Here is a 14,144-nt window from a genome sequence, read left to right as displayed (position 1 = left end):
TTCCGGTGGTGGGGGACTGGACCTCCCCCACCACCGCCTTCTTCTTGCCTATGGGTGCGCTGCCGGGCGCAGACTCAGGAGGGGCAGCCGCACGAAGTGCGGTAGACGATGCGGGGCTTGAGGCGGATGACCTCGCTCCCCCGCTCCTCTCCGTCACCGGGTTTCTCTGTGATCCGCTTCTGCAGCAGTCGCATCGCGGTGGCCCCGATCTCGAAGGCCGGCTGCTCGACCGTCGTCAGGCGCGGCTCGAACAGGTCGGCGTGCGGGAACCCGTCGAACACGGCGATCTTGAGGTCGTCCGGGATGCGCAGCCCCAGACGGGCAGCGGCCTCCAGGACCCCGATCGCCGTTTCCGTACTGGAGCACACCACCGCGTCGGGCGGCGCGAGCGAGCCACTCCCCCGGAGCATGTCGAGTGCGGCGGCGCGCGTCTCCTGCGAGAGCCCGGACCCGGTGATGACATAGCCCGGATCCACCGTGAATCCGGCCTCCGTCACAGCCTGGGCGTAGCCGAGGTAACGCTCCGAGACCGTGGACACGTCGAGATTTCCCGCGGCCACGGCGATCGCACGACAACCGTGTCCGACGAGGTGGGAGACCAACTCCCGTACCGGCGCGAGGTTCTCCACGCCGACCTGGTCGCCGGACTCGCCACTGCCGACACGGTCCATCAGCACCACCGGGGTGCCCGAGTTCCGGATCGCGTCGATCTCCTGCCCCGAAGAACCCGCGGACGGCGCCACGATCAGGCCGTCCACCCTGCGTGCGCTGAGCACATCCAGCGTCCGCGCCTCCCGCTCGGGGTCCTCGCCGGAGTTGGCCAGGAGCAGGGTGTACCCCGCTTTCGTGGCTTCGGCCTCGACACCGCGCACCATGTCCGCGAAGGCCGGCTGCCCGGTGTCTGAGACGACCAGGCCGATGGAGTCCGTGAGCGAGCGACGCAGCGACCGGGCGAGCGTGTCCTGACGGTAGCCCGTCTCCTCGATGGCCTTCAGCACGCTGGCGCGCGTCTTTTCGGCCACCCGCCGGGTCCCGTTCACCACGTGGGAGACGGTCGAGATCGACACCCCGGCCCTTTCCGCCACGTCCACGATGGTCGCCACGAACTGGATACCTCTCCTTCGCAAACCTCTGGGTCACGGCAGCGATGCCGCGATGTAAAACGTTTGCGCGAAACGTTTTCCTCGATTGTGCTCCGGCGCTCTGGGAGTGTCAATGAGTTGGCGTCGAGGAACCTCGCGCTGCCGCGACTGAGGGCAGGCCGCAAGACCGTACGCACACAGGTGGCGCGATACGTACGGTCCCAGCCACGCCCCACCGCTCACGCAGGAGCGGCGTCCGGTGACCGCAGCGCATGCGCTTCCACGGTCACATCGACCTCGTCGGTCGCGATGCCACGGGACACCAAGGTCCATGTATCGCACTCTGCGGGGTAGAAGCGGATCGTCATGGCCTCTCCGGCGCCGCTGAAGATCTCCGCGATGGAATGGTCCAGGATGATCCGCAGCTCGATCTCCCCTCCCGGGACCAGCTCGGGCAGTGGCATCCTGTAAGCGCCCACATGCGCCCGGGTGTCGGCTGAGGCGAGCCCGCGGTCGACGGTCAACGCACCGTCCCGGATCTCCAGGTCGAGGTAGCCGGCTTCCGGCCCCCACATGATCCGCAGTCCCCAAGCCGGGTCCCGGGCGAAGCCGAGGCGGACACAGATGTCGGCTGCGGCGCTGACTGTGCCGAGCACGGATGTGGATTCCGGCTCTGCTCGGCGGGTCTGCTGCCACGTATGCGTGCGCAGATCGGTCAACTCGCGCGCCGGCGCCTGGTGAGGGCTGCCGTCACGCCGCAGGGTCAGTTCCCGCGGGACAGTCAGGACTCCGGCCCAGCCAGCTTCCTTGGCACACGAATCGGCGCGCGCCTCCCAGGACCAGCCCCACAGAAGCCACCGCCCCCCTGGAGCGCGCATCAAGGCGGGAGCGTAGAAGTCGGGCCCGTGATCGAAGCGGGTCCCGTCCTGGAACCGAATGCCGCCGTCGTCGCGACGACCGCTCCAGGCCACGACGTGGGACGGGCCCGTGCGCTGGTACCAGGCGCTCGTGAGCAGCAGGACACGCCCGTCGTCGTAGACGGCAAGCTGGGGACACTCCCACGCCTCGCCCGTGCGGATCGCGGAGCCGTTCGGCGTCGTGTCCGCCCGTCGGTGGAGAGCGCCGTCGTAGGCCCAGGCGGTGAGGTCGGACGACGTGTACGACAGTGCGGCACCATCACCGTCGGCGTAGCCGGCGCCGACGAGCATGCGCCAGCGGTCACCGTCTCGCCATACGTACGGATCGCGGAACGTGGTCACCCCCAACGGGGCTTCCGGTACCAGGAGTTCGGGCCGCTTGACGAAGGTGCTCCCGTCCGGACCGGAATCGGCCGCGGCGACGGGCTGCCAGGGGTCGCCGACCCGATGTGCCGAGTAGAAGGCGGTGATCCTGCCGTTGTGCGAGACGGCGTTCCCGGAGAAGCACCCGTCTTCGTCGGGCCGCCCGAAGTCGGGAGCGAGCGCGAGCGGTTGTGGTTCCCACCGCAGCAGGTCCCGGCTGCGGTAGTGGCCCCAGTGGACGTGGTCGTGCGTGGGTGCCTGGGGGTTGTGCTGGAAGAAGACGTGGTACCAGCCATCGTGGTGGACGAGGCCGTTGGGATCGTTGATCCAGTTGGCCGGCGGCCGGAGGTGCACCTCGGGGAGGTGCGGGTCCCGTATGCGGTCGTCGCCCATGGGCCGCCTTTCGATGTGAGAGGGAGGAGGGGATGGGACGCCGCCCGGTACAGCGAGGGGAGAGCGAGCACGTGGGGTCACTCCTTGACCGCCTGTGCCGCCACGCCCTGGACGAAGGCACGCTGGAAGATCAGGAACACCACGAGGGTCGGGACGGTCATCATCGCGGCGAAGGCCATGATGTCGCCCCACTGCAGGGGCGGCAGTGTCTGGAAGACTGCCATCCCCACCGGCAGCGGCCGTACGCCCTCGCTTCGCGTGGCCATGACCGGCCACAGCAACTGCCCCCAGGTCATCAGGAAGCTCAGGATCGCCACCGACGCGTAGGCCGGCTTCGAGAGCGGCACGATGATGCTGCGGAAGGTTCGCCAGGGCCCGGCTCCATCCACCCGCGCGGCCTCCTCCAGCTCTCGGGGCAGTGCAAGGAAGAACGAGTAGAAGAGGTAGATGAAGAACGGGTTGGCGATGAAGGGCACGATCTGCGCTTGGTAGCTGTCCAGCCAGCCCAGCTCCGTCATCATCAGCAGGAGCGGGATGGCGAGCGCCTCGAACGGGATGATGATGAGCGCGACCACGGCCGCGAGCACGACGTTGCGGCCGGTCCAGCGCAGCCGGGCGAGCGCGTAGCCGAACATGCTGTTGACGATGAGGCCGAGTCCGACGGTGGCGCCGCACACGATGAGGGAATTGAGCAGCAGCCGCCCGAAGTTCGAACGTTCCCAGGCACTGCTGAAGTTGTCGAGCGTCGGGTGGAGAGGGATCAGGGCGCGCCAACTGCCTCCGTCGGCCAGGACGTCCGCGTTGGGTTTGAGTGCGCCCGCGAACATGAAGGCCAGCGGGAGCAGCATGACCAGCGCGATGAGTCCGCAGATGAGGTAGTGGATCGGCAGGTTGTGGGTGCGGCGGCGGGGGCGCTTCGCGGAGCGGCGTCCGGGGGCGGTGGAAAGGGTCATCGGACGGCGCGCTCCTCACGGCCGAGCCGGCGCTGGACAAGCGTGACGGCGAGAACGAACAGGAAGAAGACGACGGCGATCGCGGAAGCCTGACCGATCATGCGTCGGGTGTATCCGGTCTGCAGCAGTTGCAGCATCATCGTGCGAGTGGAGTCCGTGGGCCCGCCTGGGAACTGCGGCATCATGTAGACCTGATCGAAGAGGCGGAAGGCGAAGATCGCCGTCACATTGATCACGAACACCAGGGTGTTGCGCAGGCCCGGCAGCGTGACGTGGCGGAACTGCTGCCACGCGTTGGCTCCGTCGACTCGGGCCGCCTCGTAGAGAGACGCGGGGATGGCCTGGAGACCGGCCAGGAAGATCACCATCTGGAATCCGACGCCCTGCCAGACCGAGGTCACCACGATCGCCGGCATCGCCCAACTCGTGCTGGAGAGCCAGCCGGGGTGCAGATGTCCGAAGGTCAGCGTGCCCAATACCCCGTTCACGAGGCCCGAGTCGGGGAGCAGGAGCACCTTCCACACGACGGAGGCGACGGCCATCACTGTCACGGTGGGCAGGAAATAGACCGTGCGGAAGAAGAGCCGCATCGGCAGACGTCGGTTGACCAGGACGGCCAGAGCCAGGGCGGCGGCCGTCTGTACGGGTACGACGATGATCGCGAACAGTGTGTTGTTGCCGAACGACCGCCAGAACTGCACGTCGGTGAAGATGCGCTGGTAGTTCTCCAGACCGGTGAACTCCACCGGGAGCGGCGAGGACAGCCGTTGGTTGGTGAACGACAGGACGGCGGCGGAAGCGAACGGGAAGATCAGGAAGACGGCCAACAGGGCAACTGCCGGGGCGGAGAACAGGATCGCGGCGAAGCGGCCTCGGCTGCTCGCCCGGGATGGTGTGCGGCGTCGAGCCACCGGGGGCGGCGGCGCCCCCTGGGCGGGCTTGTCGAGGGTGGTGTGGGACATGGTGCGTCACCTCAAGGCGCAGGACATGGGGCGGTGATGGAGCGTGGAGCGCCCGGTGCGGCGGCAGTTCGGGGCATGCCGCCGCACCGGGACGGCTTTACTGGGCGGGGTAGCCGTCGTTGTCCTTGATGTCCTGGTCGATCGTGTCGACCGCCTTCTTCAGCGCGCCCGGGACGTCCTTGCCGAGGCTGATGTCGTCGATGGCCTGGGAGAACGCCTGCGTGATCGCGGGATAGGCCGGGGTCTGGGGACGGGGCACCGCTACCTTGGGTGCCTTGTTGAGGCTGTCCGTCACCAGGCTCATCGGGCCGCCGGGTGCGTAGATGTCGGTGGCCTTGAGCGCCGTCGTGGTCGAGGGCGGGGCGCCGACGGAGTCGTACATGGTGAGCAGGCTCTTCTTGGTGAGCAGGTACTCCAGGAACGCGGCTGCCGCGTCAGGGTCCTCGGCCTTCCGCGTGATGCCGAACTGCCAGGAACCCATGCCCGTCTTCGAGCCGGTGCCGAAGTCGGGAAGGGGGATGACGGCGAGGTCGTCGCCGGCCGCCTTCTTGTAGCCGTTCTTGTAGGCCCACATGCCGTTCCAGGCGATCGGGCTCGTCTTCTTCAGGAACGGGGTGTCGTCCTGAGCCTCGGTGTCCACGTACTTCTGCGTGTACCAGGACTGGAAGGTCTTCATCGCCTTGACGACCTCGGGCTTGTCCAGCGCTCCCGCCGCCGTCGTGTATCCGTCCCGGTTGATCAGGTCGCCGCCCGCGGACTGCACGATGGGGCTGAAGGCGTAGGAGAACCACTCCCCCTGACGCCCGTACCACATGTGCATGTCGAGGGGCCGGGAGTAGCCCGCCTTCTTCAACTTGCCGAGGACGTCGGTGAATTCGGCAGCGGTCCAGGCGTCGTCGGCGCCGGTGGGGACGCGGGCACCGACCTTCTTGAGGGCGGACTTGTATGCGTAGAGGACGACGCCGGAGTCGAACGCGCCGACACCGTACAACTTGTCGTTGTAGGTGCCCTGTTGGACGATCGACGGCAGCAGATCCTTGCGGGTAGAGGCCTTGAGGCAGTCGCCCAGCGGTATCAGGTCGCCGTTCCAGGCGTAGTTGTAGAGGTTGGGCCCGTCGAAGTCGAGGACGTCAGGCAGCTTGTCGGACGCCGAGGCGGCCTGGACGGCGTCGTTGTACGTGCCCTCGGGAACGCTCTGCACCTTCACCGTGACCTGGCGCTGACTCTTGTTGAAGTTCTTGACCACGTTGAGGAACGTCTTCTTTTCAGCACCTCCGCCGTGGTAGAAGGTGCTGATCGTCCGCTTTCCGTCGATTTTCCCGTCGCACGACGAGCCTCCGGAGGAGGCAGTACCGCCTGATCCTGAGCAACCGCTGACTGTCAGGCCCAGGGCGGCGCAGGCCGCGACTACGATGGTTCTGCGCATTGAAGTTCGTCCGTTCTTGAGTTGAGGACACGGATGGCCTGCGGTGGGGCCGGGTGGCACCCCGGTCCCACCGGATGTGCTGAGGTCAGTCCACTTGGCGGGAAGGCCCGATGGACTCGCGTTCCCGCAGGGGCATGGGAACGCGGTGGGTCGACGCGCCGAGCGGCCCGTCGCCGAGAATCAACTCGACGGCCCGGCGGCCGAGTTCGTGGTGGGGCAGGGCGACCGTGGTGAGAGCCGGCTTGAGCCAGCCGGCGATGTCCTGGTCGTCGAACGACACGACGGATACGTCCTGCGGGACAGAGAGTCCGGCCTCGGCCAGAGCCTGGTAGGCACCGAAGGACACCCGGTCGGTGGAGCACACCAGTGCGCGCGGACGCTGCCCGGCGGCGAGCAATCCACGCACTTCCCGGTAGCCGTCCTCGGCCCCCCAGTCGCACTCGGCCACACCGTCGAGGCCGACCCCCGCGTCCCGCAGGACCTCCTGCAGGCCACGCATGCGCTCGAGGCCGGCGAACACGCCGTCCGGAGTGACAGGGATCGCTTGATGGCCACCGATGGCCCAGACGCCCGCGGTGTGCCCCGCGGCCAGCAGCGCGCGCCCCGCCGTCCGACCGGCCTCGAGCTCGTCGGGGATCACCGACGGTGCGTCGAAGCCCGGGGCCAGGCAATTGAGCAGCACCACGCGTCGGCCGTGCAGCTCGGGGGGCGGGGTGACGTAGTGCGTGTACATCGCCGCGTAGATGACGGCGTCGACCTGCCGGTCCAACAGGCCGTTGACCAGGCCGGACTCCACTGCCCGGTCTCCACCCGTCTCCGTGATGAAGAGCAGATGGTCCTTCTCCCGCGCCGCGTCCAGCGCGCCGCGGATCACCTCTCCGGCGAAGGGCGTGGTGGTGATGGTGTCGGAGACGAATCCGATGGTCTGGCTCGACTTCGTCCGCAGGCTGCGCGCGGTGACATTGGGGCGATAGCCCAAGTCGGCAGCCGCGGCCAGGACCTTGTCCCGGGCCGCATCCGAGATCCGCATGTCGGTACGGCCCGACAGCGCAAAGGACGCCGTCGTCGGGGACACCCCCGCGCGTCGTGCCACGTCGGCCATGGTCACTCGGTTCCCGGGCATCGACTTCTCAACCTCTGTTAAATCGGATTAGCAAGTGCCGATGAGGATGCTGCCCGTGCCGCGGCCTGTCAATGCCTCGGACATCCGGAATCAACAAACGCCGCCGCTATGGGCAGTTGCTTCTGAATTGATGACACGTTGATGTAACCCGTGTTGCGTTAGCTCTTGCGTTAGCAGCTTCAGCCGCCAAACGATGCCTCCGGTCCGCAGTGGTAAACCGATTTGGCATCACTGACTGCTCAGGAGTCGCCATGAAGAGAAGAACAGTCCTGCGCGTCCTGTCCGTCGCCGCCGGCGGCGCGCTCGTCCCGCTCTCCCGGCCGGCCCAGGCCTCGGCACGCGCACCCCACCGCCTGGCCGCCGGCCTCGCCGCCTACTGGGACTTCCCGGAGGGGACCGGCACGACAACTCAGGAAGAGATCACACACACCACGAACCCGGTCAACTACGTCTTCAATGACGCTGTCTACAAGCCGGACAGCGATCCGCTGTGGAGCGCGAAGCGGGACGCGGACGGAGTCCTCTCCGGGGCACTGCTCTTCGATGGCTACTCCACCTGGATCGCGCGCGGGGCTGCAGAGACCACGCTTCCCACTGACGGGCTGACCGTCGAAGCCTGGGTCGCGCCGCGCGCCTTCGAGTGGGGAGACGAGGGCAAGCCCTCCGTCGTCATCAACCAGCAGGACAAGGGTGCACAGCGCGGCTTCTGCCTGGGCGTCGGCAGGCATGGCGTGTGGCAGTTCGGGATCGGCACGGGAGACGTCTGGTACGAGGTAACCGTGCCGAAGTCCGCCGCACTGGCCGCGGGCAAGTGGGCGCATATCGCGGCGGTGTTCTCCCCCGGCGACGGTGCGCTCAGGCTGTACCTCAACGGTGAACCGGTCGCCCAGACAGCGATCCCGGCGACCGCCCGGCTGAGCAAGGCGGACGTTCCGCTGCTCGTCGGACGGCACAACCAACCCGCCGTCATCAACGGCACGTTCGCGGTGAACATGTTCAACGGTCTGATCGACGAACTGAAGCTTCACGGCGGCGCCCTGACTGACGCCGAAGTCAGGGCCAGCCACGCTGCGGACCTCAATACCTTCTCCGACGGAACGATCCCCGAGGCCGGCATGGCGATGGACCGTTCACGCTACGACGGCGACCGCTACCGCCCCGCCTACCACTTCACCGCGCCCAACCACTGGATGAACGAACCGCATGCCCCCATCCAGGTCGACGGCCGGTACCACCTCTTCTACCAGCACAACTCGCACGGCCCTTACTGGCACAACATCTGCTGGGGGCACGCGGTCAGCGAGGACCTGGTGCACTGGCGCGACCTGCCCGTCGCACTCGCAGCCACGGCCGACAGCGTGGCTCCGGACGGCGTCTGGTCCGGGGCTTCGACCCTCGACGCGAACGGCGTCCCGGCCTTGCTGTTCACCGCCGGCAACGACTCCCAGCGCCCCAACCAGGCCGTTGGCCTCGCCCGCCCCGTCGACGCGGGCGATCCCGACTTCGTGGAGTGGACCATGCACCCCACGCTCGTGATCAGCCAGCGGGCCGATCTTGACGTCGGCGCGGATCGCAAGGTCCGCTTCGGAGACTTCCGTGACCCGTTCGTCTGGAAGGAGGGCGACACCTGGTTCCAACTGGTGGGCTCCGGCGTCCAGACCTCCTCGGGCACCGACGTCGGCGGCACGGCACTCCTCTACACCTCCACGAACCTCACCGACTGGACGTACGTGGGACCGTTGATGGTCGGGGACGTCGCCGCCCACCCCAAGACAGGGCAGGTATGGGAACTGCCCACCTTCCTGCCGATCGGGAAGGACGCACAAGGCCGCGAGCGCCGTGCACTGCTCGTCAACCCCGCCTTCCCCGCAGGACCGGGCGAGTACAGCAGCAAGTACGTCTTCTACTGGGTCGGCACCTGGGACGGCCGCTCCCGCACCTGGACGCCCGACGACACCGAGCCGCGCCTGCTCGACTACGGCGACCACTTCACCGGCCCCAGCGGCATGGTCGACGACAAGGGCCGCTCCCTCGTCTTCACCATCGCCCAGGACCGACGCTCCGAACAGGGGCACTACGACTCCGGATGGGCGCACAACGCGGGACTCCCGATCGCGCTGACCATGCGGGAGGACGGAGACCTCGCATTCGAGCCCGTGGCCGAGGTTGCGAACCTCCACGCCGGCGAGGCCCTCCTGGCCATCGACAGGCCTACGTCCGTTGCGGACGCGAACACCGCCCTGGCCGCGGTCAAGGGAGACTTGCTCCACGTCAAGCTGGTGATGGAGGCGGGCAGCGCCGCCACGTTCGGCCTCGACGTGCTGCGCAGCCCGGGCGACGAAGAACGCACCCGCCTCTTCCACGACACGGATACCTCAGAGCTGGGAGTGGACCGAACCCGCTCCGGCAACGTCTCCAGCGCCGTGCCGGACCTCGGAATCCAGAAGGGCCAACTCGCCCTGGACGATGGCAAGCTGACGTTGGACATGTTCGTCGACCGTTCGATCATCGAGGCGTACGCGAACGCGCACCGCTCCATCACAACCCGGGCGTACCCCGCCCGCAAGGACTCCCTGGGCCTGCAGCTCTTCGGCGAAGGCAGCACCGTCACGTCTTTGACCGTCTGGAAGATGGGGAGCATGGCGCTCTGACGCCGGTGGCCGGCCCAGGGCGCTCCGGAGCCAGGTCGCTTTCACCGGCTGCCCGTGACGAGTGCAGGTCGTGGTCGGTGGCGGAGAGTTGGGCACCGGTTGGGCCGGCGGACGGGGCCGCCAGCGCCCGAGAGCGGTGAGCACTGCATGCGCCACGCTCGTGGCCGGCCGCGGAGACCGGGACCAGGAGGCTGAACGGGCCGCAGGGCTCCCGCTGTATTCGTTCGCGCAACGGGATGCACGCCCTGCGCGGCGCGGTATGGCTGCCACGTCCAACCGTGGTAGCCATACTCGCGGTGGCTGCCTACACCTGCACGATCACCGACGATTCGGTGCCTGTCCGGGCCTTCGCGATCCTGTGGCCGACCACGCTCGGCGGGGCGTGACGTGGGTTGCCAGGACGCGGCGACCGCCCTGGCGGTCACACCGACCGGGCACCACACCGCGCCGCCCGCTCGCCCCTGGCCGTCGCTTTCGCCGCCCGACCAAACGGACCAAACGGACCACCGTACGCGCGACACAGCCGTGGTCCGGTGCCGCCATCCATGGCCACGACCGGCCGTAGCCGCTTGCGCCCGACTTCAGCGTGGCGTTCCGTACCCGTGAATCCCCGGGATGACGAGTTTTCCGCCTGTCTGTCCGGCCTGGTCGATGTCGGCGTCGTTCAGGCTGAGTTGGAGCTTGAGGCCGAGTTTCCCGATCGTGTCGTAGAGCCACTCCGGCACGGTGTCGGGGGTGAGGTGCAGGCGGAGGACGGGCGGTGTGGGAATGTTTTCGACGCCGGAGAGTGTGCCTGTCAGGCTTTCGACGTACATGGTGATGTTGTCGCCCCGGAGCGTGGATGTGGAACCGGGCGCTCCGTCGATGTGCTGGATCTGCGGGCCGTCGGGTACCGCCATCTTCAGGTCGCGGATCGTCACGGCCGCTGCAGAGAACTTGAGTACCCGCTTGGGTCCGGCGGCCGTGTTCACGGTCACCACGCCATGGAAGATGACGTCGTGGAGTTGGAGGCGGCTCCCCTTCATCTTCCATGACTCGGCGGAGAATCGGCCGGCCCGATGGTCCTCGGGGGCCTTGAGATCACTGATGTCGCAGGTGCGGGCGGTTTCCCCGGTGGACTCCGGTTGGGGCGACGGCCCGGCAGTCTGGTGGCTGGGTGCAGGTGATGCGGTTGTCGTGGGCAGTTGGGGCTCGGATCGTGCTGTGGCCTTTGGCGTCGGAGCGGCCGAGCTCGGTGAGGGGCTCGCGTGGGGTGACGGGCTTTGCTGCCCGGTGTCGTCGCGGAGGAGGGGGCCGAGGATGTCCGCAAGGTCTGTTGTGGCGGAGGTCGCGCCGGCCGAGGGGGCGGCGGTCGGCGCCGGCGGCGGGCCCGCCCCGTCGTCGTCCGTGTGCTTCGGCGGCTTGACGGGCTCCCCGCTCGGGTGAGCGCTGGACGTGTGGGGATCAGCGGACGGGGCGGGGCTTGCTGGAGCGCTCGCCGCAGAGGCTGATGTCTCGTCGGGACGGGCACAGTCGAGACCGCTGGTTTCAGGTCCGCCTGACTCCTGTTCGGAAACGGCGACAGGCGCGGTGGCGCTTGTATCGGCGGCAGGCAGGCGTTGGCTTCCCAGGACGAGGGCGGTCGGCAGTGCGGTCAGCGCAAGAGCTTTCCCGACCGGCAGGCGCAGGCGTGTCAGTGCAGACCTACGGGGGATGGCGTGCCGGCCTCCCGGTGACCGGGCGAAGCCGGGTTGTGCGGCCTCGCCGCGGGTGTGGGGTGCCTGGTCAGTCATTCACCGGCCCACCCTTCGAGCTGACGATGGCTGACGACTCCTCTGTACCGCCGGATACGCCCTCCGGATGCACGTCCACCGGACCCCACGCCAGAGCCAGGAGTCCGCCCGCGGCCGCGAGCAGCGTGCCGATGAGGAACCCGCCGAAATTGGAGATGGGAAGCGACAGCACACCGAGGAAGATCGCGACGCAACCGGCGAAGATCCTGATGATCGGCTGGAACCAGAGGAGCCCGCCAAGGACGATCAGTGTCAGGCCGATGACCAGGGATCCGGCCCCCGCGGTGGTGGACATCGCCACGGACAGGGCGCCCAGGGAGAGGTTGAAGTACGGGAAGTAGATGATGGGCGCAGCGGCAACGAGTACCAGCAGGCCCGCCCAGAAGGGGCGGGTGCGCCGCCAGGCCCGGAAGTCCCGGCGAGCGCGGCTGAAGCCGCTGTCACTGTGGGGGTGCGCGGGTGCGCCGACGCTCGTCATGTGGCAGCTCCCAAATCGTGAGCGAGTCATGGTGTCCGTGAGGGGGTGGGGACGCCGGCGCCCCGGACCGTCGCCGGTCGCTTCCGCGCACTGGCGACGACGGGGCGGGGCGAGGTCAGAAGCAGTCGTGACGGCCGGCCGCGATGTTCATGTGCAGGCCCGCCAGTTCGAACGTTCCTGCAGACGTGGCCCAGACCTTCTGGTGGGCATCAATGATTTCGACCGCGTCCGCCTGCTGGGCGTAGCCGTTGGGATCGACGTGGTCCTTCGGGTTGACCTGACCCTTGGTCATGGAACCAGTGGCGACGCCGATGTCGACGTTGGTGAAGGTGCCCTTCTTCGCCTGGAGATCGGTCATGTCGATGTACAGGTCCTTGGCCTTGACCGGCGTACCCGACCCTCCGGCCTTGAGCGACATCGTGTAGGTCCCGAGGACGGGAATGTCCACCGGGACGGACTGGCACATGTCGGTGACCGTCGCGTTCTTGATGGACGAGACGGAGACGGGCACGTGCTTGCCGTTCTTGGCGACGTCCACCGTGGCGTAGTTGGCGAATCCGGTGCCGCTCAACTTGCCGGCCGAGACCTGGAAAGCGGAACCGGAGATGCTGAACGAAGCGGCCAGCGCGCCCTGGGCCATGGAGACGGCGACAGCCGCCGTGGCGGCCACCGTCGGCACCGCACCGACGGCGAAACGCTTCCAGTGGGTCTTGCCGATTCGCTGGGACATGAGGCGGTCCTCCGTTGTCGAGGCGTATGAGACGACCGGGTCCAGGACTGACTGGCCCGGCACGGGGCGGGGCGGGGCGGGGCGGGGGAAGAACTACGGCTGGGTTCGACCGTGGCGATGCCAGTCGGCTTCCGCAGGAGCATGTTGTCCACGCGCACACAGGAAGCGGGCACACCGAAGAGGCGCTCGATAGTGTTACTACCGAGTACCTGATAGTGGCACTATCGAGGTCGGTGGGCAACCCCCAGTAAACGCGATACTGGGGGGACAGTTGAGCGTGAGGGAGCGCATGAGGATTTCAGAGCTCAGTCGCCGGTCCGGGGTGCCGGTGGCGACCATCAAGTACTACCGACGGGAAGAGCTGCTTCCTGAGGGGCGCGCGCTAAACCCGACAGCGGTCGAGTACGGCGAGGAGCACATCCAGCGGCTCCGGCTGATCCGTTCCCTCATCCAGCTCGGCGGACTGTCCGTCGCGCGTACCCGTGAAGTCCTCGATGCCGTCGACCGTCCGCTGGATGCGTTTGAGACCCTGGGCGTCGTCCACCATGCACTGCCCGTGCCCTCCGCGGGCAAGAACGCGAAGGGCGCCAAGGACGACGCCGGGCCAGACATTGCTGTTGACGAAGCGATGTCAGGCGAAGGAGCCGCCGCGAGGGTCGACGCTCTCATCGAGAGCATGGGCTGGCAGATCTCCGACGAGTCGCCGCACCGCCCGGCGCTTGCCGAAAGTCTCGCAGCGCTGGGTCACCTCGGCGCCGGCTACACAGCCGACGACCTCATCCCCTACGCACGGCTCGCCACATCCACCGCTGACCTGGATTTCGCGCAACTCGACGGAATCGAAGACCGCATCGCCCTCGCCGAACGAGCGGTGGTCCTCACCGTGCTGTTCGAGCCCGTCGTCAGGCTTCTGCGGCGGCTGGCCCAGGAGGACGCCAACCACCGCCGCCATCATCGCCGTGCTTGCAGTCAGCGTGAGCGGCCGACGGGCTGACCGAGACGCGACTATGCAGCGTCGGCACCCCGCTCGCCGTATCGCCCGCGTCGCGGCAGGGCGACCCCGACCGGACATGCGGGAGTGCGGTCGTCCGAGGTGTGCCTCGTATCCACGTCTGCGACGACATCGCTGCGCATTGAGCGCTCCTTCAGCGTTGCCTCTCCAGCGTGCCTGGCCGCCCACGCGGGCGCCTGACCTCCGCCATCCACGGCTCGGGCACCTCCATTCGCGGCGACTGCCCGCCCCACGGGGGTAACAAGGATCTCCAACGGGCTCTATTCCAGGCTGCGTTCGCCT

At 67.9% G+C, this 14,144-nt stretch carries 12 protein-coding genes; 3 read left to right on the top strand and 9 right to left on the bottom strand.

All coding sequences use genetic code 11. The annotated features are described in order from the left end of the window. Positions 1-74 precede the first annotated feature (74 nt). The 6 genes from ACY0PA_RS38730 to ACY0PA_RS38705 all read right to left on the bottom strand — a co-directional run bounded on the left by ACY0PA_RS38730 (position 75) and on the right by ACY0PA_RS38705 (position 7,198). Complete coding sequence (locus ACY0PA_RS38730; RefSeq protein ID WP_473082031.1) at positions 75-1,103, bottom strand: LacI family DNA-binding transcriptional regulator; 1,029 nt, start codon at positions 1,101-1,103, stop codon at positions 75-77. Positions 1,104-1,321: 218 nt separating this feature from the next. Then, positions 1,322-2,755 (bottom strand): glycoside hydrolase family 32 protein, encoded by a 1,434-nt coding sequence (locus tag ACY0PA_RS38725; protein ID WP_473082030.1) that lies wholly within the window; start codon positions 2,753-2,755, stop codon positions 1,322-1,324. 77 nt (positions 2,756-2,832) lie between these two features. Further along, positions 2,833-3,708: a carbohydrate ABC transporter permease gene (locus tag ACY0PA_RS38720; RefSeq protein ID WP_473082029.1), complete on the bottom strand. Its 876-nt coding sequence runs from the start codon at positions 3,706-3,708 to the stop codon at positions 2,833-2,835. Continuing rightward, entirely contained in the window at positions 3,705-4,670 is a 966-nt protein-coding gene (locus ACY0PA_RS38715) for a carbohydrate ABC transporter permease (protein ID WP_473082028.1), read from the bottom strand. Before ACY0PA_RS38715 ends, ACY0PA_RS38720 begins: the two co-directional genes overlap by 4 nt. Positions 4,671-4,767: 97 nt before the next feature. Continuing rightward, complete coding sequence (locus ACY0PA_RS38710) at positions 4,768-6,096, bottom strand: ABC transporter substrate-binding protein (RefSeq protein ID WP_473082027.1); 1,329 nt, start codon at positions 6,094-6,096, stop codon at positions 4,768-4,770. 85 nt (positions 6,097-6,181) lie between these two features. Then, positions 6,182-7,198, bottom strand: coding sequence for a LacI family DNA-binding transcriptional regulator (locus ACY0PA_RS38705; RefSeq protein WP_473086568.1), 1,017 nt, complete (start codon positions 7,196-7,198; stop codon positions 6,182-6,184). A gap of 272 nt (positions 7,199-7,470) precedes the next feature. Between ACY0PA_RS38705 and ACY0PA_RS38700 the strand changes: the two genes are divergently transcribed. Then, positions 7,471-9,870: a GH32 C-terminal domain-containing protein gene (locus ACY0PA_RS38700; RefSeq protein ID WP_473082026.1), complete on the top strand. Its 2,400-nt coding sequence runs from the start codon at positions 7,471-7,473 to the stop codon at positions 9,868-9,870. Positions 9,871-10,451: 581 nt separating this feature from the next. Here ACY0PA_RS38700 and ACY0PA_RS38695 read toward each other — a convergent pair. Continuing rightward, positions 10,452-10,895, bottom strand: a complete 444-nt coding sequence (locus ACY0PA_RS38695; RefSeq protein ID WP_473082025.1) for a hypothetical protein — start codon at positions 10,893-10,895, stop codon at positions 10,452-10,454. 274 nt (positions 10,896-11,169) lie between these two features. Here ACY0PA_RS38695 and ACY0PA_RS38690 point away from each other — a divergent pair, with 274 nt between their 5' ends. After that, positions 11,170-11,295 carry a hypothetical protein gene (locus ACY0PA_RS38690; RefSeq protein ID WP_473082024.1) on the top strand — a complete coding sequence of 42 codons (126 nt, stop codon included), beginning with the start codon at positions 11,170-11,172 and terminating at the stop codon, positions 11,293-11,295. 339 nt (positions 11,296-11,634) lie between these two features. Here the strand turns inward: ACY0PA_RS38690 and ACY0PA_RS38685 are convergent, their stop codons facing one another. Together ACY0PA_RS38685 and ACY0PA_RS38680 are read right to left on the bottom strand one after the other, a co-directional pair. Next, the gene (locus ACY0PA_RS38685) at positions 11,635-12,120 is read right to left on the bottom strand and encodes a DUF6114 domain-containing protein (RefSeq protein ID WP_473082023.1); all 486 of its coding nucleotides are present in this window, start codon (positions 12,118-12,120) and stop codon (positions 11,635-11,637) included. 115 nt (positions 12,121-12,235) lie between these two features. After that, positions 12,236-12,850: a DUF6230 family protein gene (locus ACY0PA_RS38680; RefSeq protein ID WP_473082022.1), complete on the bottom strand. Its 615-nt coding sequence runs from the start codon at positions 12,848-12,850 to the stop codon at positions 12,236-12,238. Positions 12,851-13,139: 289 nt separating this feature from the next. Here ACY0PA_RS38680 and ACY0PA_RS38675 point away from each other — a divergent pair, with 289 nt between their 5' ends. Continuing rightward, positions 13,140-13,844 carry a MerR family transcriptional regulator gene (locus tag ACY0PA_RS38675; protein ID WP_473082021.1) on the top strand — a complete coding sequence of 235 codons (705 nt, stop codon included), beginning with the start codon at positions 13,140-13,142 and terminating at the stop codon, positions 13,842-13,844. Positions 13,845-14,144 lie beyond the last annotated feature (300 nt).

This window comes from Streptomyces sp. DS1-CR2 (assembly GCF_055760475.1).
The sequence above is the reverse complement of the archived record's forward strand: the minus strand, read 5'-3'. Positions and strand labels throughout refer to the sequence as shown.

Coding starts and splice junctions, on each gene's coding strand:
- ACY0PA_RS38725 (WP_473082030.1), bottom strand. CDS start 2,755: ATGGGCGACGACCGCATACGGGACCCGCACCTCCCCGAGGTGCACCTC.
- ACY0PA_RS38720 (WP_473082029.1), bottom strand. CDS start 3,708: ATGACCCTTTCCACCGCCCCCGGACGCCGCTCCGCGAAGCGCCCCCGC.
- ACY0PA_RS38715 (WP_473082028.1), bottom strand. CDS start 4,670: ATGTCCCACACCACCCTCGACAAGCCCGCCCAGGGGGCGCCGCCGCCC.
- ACY0PA_RS38710 (WP_473082027.1), bottom strand. CDS start 6,096: ATGCGCAGAACCATCGTAGTCGCGGCCTGCGCCGCCCTGGGCCTGACA.
- ACY0PA_RS38705 (WP_473086568.1), bottom strand. CDS start 7,198: ATGGCCGACGTGGCACGACGCGCGGGGGTGTCCCCGACGACGGCGTCC.
- ACY0PA_RS38700 (WP_473082026.1), top strand. CDS start 7,471: ATGAAGAGAAGAACAGTCCTGCGCGTCCTGTCCGTCGCCGCCGGCGGC.
- ACY0PA_RS38695 (WP_473082025.1), bottom strand. CDS start 10,895: ATGAAGGGGAGCCGCCTCCAACTCCACGACGTCATCTTCCATGGCGTG.
- ACY0PA_RS38690 (WP_473082024.1), top strand. CDS start 11,170: ATGTCCGCAAGGTCTGTTGTGGCGGAGGTCGCGCCGGCCGAGGGGGCG.
- ACY0PA_RS38685 (WP_473082023.1), bottom strand. CDS start 12,120: ATGACGAGCGTCGGCGCACCCGCGCACCCCCACAGTGACAGCGGCTTC.
- ACY0PA_RS38680 (WP_473082022.1), bottom strand. CDS start 12,850: ATGTCCCAGCGAATCGGCAAGACCCACTGGAAGCGTTTCGCCGTCGGT.
- ACY0PA_RS38675 (WP_473082021.1), top strand. CDS start 13,140: ATGAGGATTTCAGAGCTCAGTCGCCGGTCCGGGGTGCCGGTGGCGACC.